The sequence below is a fragment of the Micromonospora sp. 4G55 genome (assembly GCF_016803375.1).
Map to the genome: position 1 here is coordinate 1 of NZ_JAEVHN010000909.1, position 1893 is coordinate 1893.

The following is a 1893-nucleotide window of genomic DNA, read 5'->3' on the forward strand; positions in this document are numbered from 1 at the left end:
GCGCGAGACGCACACGGCGCGAGGCGCACACGGCGCGAGGCGCACACGGCGCGAGGCGGAGGCAAGCGCGAGGCGGAGGCAAGCGCGAGGCGACGCAGTGCGGCGGGGGGGCGGCGGGTCAGGGCGCGAAGGCGACGGTCACCACCACGTCGCCCAGGCGCAGGGTCCGCCACACCGCGGGCGTGTCCGGCGGTACGGCCAGCCCGTGCCGTCGCCACCAGGCGCCCACCGGCACGTCGGCCAGCTTGCAGAGGCTCTCCGCCCGGGTCCAGCGGGCCCAGAAGTCGGCGGGCCCGAAGCGCCGGGCCAGCGCCGGGGGCACCGCCGCCTGGGCGCGCTCGGCGTCCAGCGCGATCCGCCACCCGGGGATCGTCGGGCCGTACCAGCCGACGCAGCGTCCGTCGTCGAGATGGCTGCGGGTGACCGCGTACGCCAGGTCGGCGGGCGTGCCCACCCGCAGGAACCGTTCCGCGGCGGCGAGCAGCGCGGGCACCGGTCTCGGCCGGCGGCCGGCGACCGCCGGCTCAGACGGAGGCCGCACCGTCCACCACGATCACCTGGCCGTTGATGTTGGTCCGCTCGCACAGCAGCATCCGCACCACCGGCACGACCTCCTCCGGCTCGGTCAGGTGGCCGGTGGGAGTGCGCCGGACGATCTGGTCGAGCTGGGTGCTGCCCAGCACGGCGGACATCTCCGAGGCGAAGAAGCCGGGCGCCACCGAGTTGACCAGCATCCGGCCGCCCAGCTCCCGCGCCAGCGAGCGGGTGGCGGCGTCCAGGCCGCCCTTGGTGGCCGAGTACGCCACCAGCCCCGGGAAGCCGCGCTGCGCGCAGATCGAGGTGATGTTGACGATCCGCCCGCGCAGGCCCTTGCCCAGCATCCGCCGGATCACCAGGCGGGTGAGCTGCAACGGCGCGGTCAGGTTGGTCTCGATGATCCGGGCGATGTCGCCGGTGGAGGTGTGCACGTGCAGCGAGTCCTGGCCGACGGCGGCGTTGTTGACGACGCCGTCGATCGGGCCGAGCCGCTCCTCCACCTCCCGCACGAAGGCCTGGGTGGCGGCCGGGTCGGTGACGTCCACCGCGCCGACGTGCACCCGGTCGGGATGCTCGGCGGCCAGCTTCGCCAGTTCCGGCGTGACGGTACGGGCGAAGGCCGCCACGCGTACGCCGGCGTCGAGCAGGTCGGTGACGACGGCCAGGCCCAGCCCCCGGGAGCCGCCGGAGACGATGACCACGGTGCTGGGCGGAACGAGCGGGGAGTCAGACATCGCTCTTCAACGTCTCCTTGACGGGAATCTCGGTGAACATGCGGATGCGGCGCGGCACCGCGTACTCGGGGAGCCGGTCGGCGCACCAGCGCACCAGCGTGGCCTCGTCCAGCGGGTCGCCGGACGGCGTCGGCACCACCTCGGCGACGACCATCCGGCCGAGCACCGGGGCGCGCCGGCCGGTGACCCGCGCCCAGGCAACCCGGGGGTGGGCGGTGAGCACGCCCCGGACCAGCCCGGCGGAGACCTTGCTGCCGCCGACGTTGATTTCGTCGGAGTCGAGCCGGCCGGTGATCAGCACCCGGTCGTCGACCACCTGCACCCGATCGCCGTGCGCACCGGCCCGTCGAGCCCGACCCCGTGGTACGGCGACGTGACCACCAGCTCCTCGCCGTCGACCGAGAGCCGGGGCCGGCCGGGCACCTCCCGATCCAGCCAGTCGACCGGGAACCCGGCCCGGCCGTCGTGCACCACGATGGACGCGCCGACCTCGGAGGAGGCGTAGATCCAGGAGATCCGGGCGGTCGGAAAGACCGCCCGGAGCTGGTCCAGGACGGCCTGGTCGACCGGCTCCCCGCCGAGGGTGAGCTGGCGCAGCGGCACCCGGGCCAGCGCCGCGCCG

Annotated in this window: 3 protein-coding genes and 1 pseudogene; all 4 read right to left on the reverse strand. The window is 75.1% G+C overall.

What is annotated here, in order from left to right:
- Positions 1-118: 118 nt before the first annotated feature.
- The gene (locus JNW89_RS35975; protein ID WP_238452403.1) at positions 119-541 is read right to left on the reverse strand and encodes a hypothetical protein; all 423 of its coding nucleotides are present in this window, start codon (positions 539-541) and stop codon (positions 119-121) included.
- Complete coding sequence (locus JNW89_RS35980; RefSeq protein ID WP_238452404.1) at positions 525-1271, reverse strand: SDR family NAD(P)-dependent oxidoreductase; 747 nt, start codon at positions 1269-1271, stop codon at positions 525-527. Before JNW89_RS35980 ends, JNW89_RS35975 begins: the two co-directional genes overlap by 17 nt.
- On the reverse strand, positions 1264-1593 hold the full coding sequence (locus tag JNW89_RS35985) for a hypothetical protein (RefSeq protein WP_238452405.1): 330 nt from the start codon (positions 1591-1593) through the stop codon (positions 1264-1266). Before JNW89_RS35985 ends, JNW89_RS35980 begins: the two co-directional genes overlap by 8 nt.
- A pseudogene (locus tag JNW89_RS35990) lies at positions 1566-1893 on the reverse strand (hypothetical protein); the annotation flags it as partial. The pseudogene JNW89_RS35990 and the gene JNW89_RS35985, both read right to left, overlap by 28 nt.

What these genes read in the sequence shown, in the direction of transcription:
- JNW89_RS35980 (WP_238452404.1), bottom strand. Translation starts at nt 1,271, where the DNA reads ATGTCTGACTCCCCGCTCGTTCCGCCCAGCACCGTGGTCATCGTCTCC.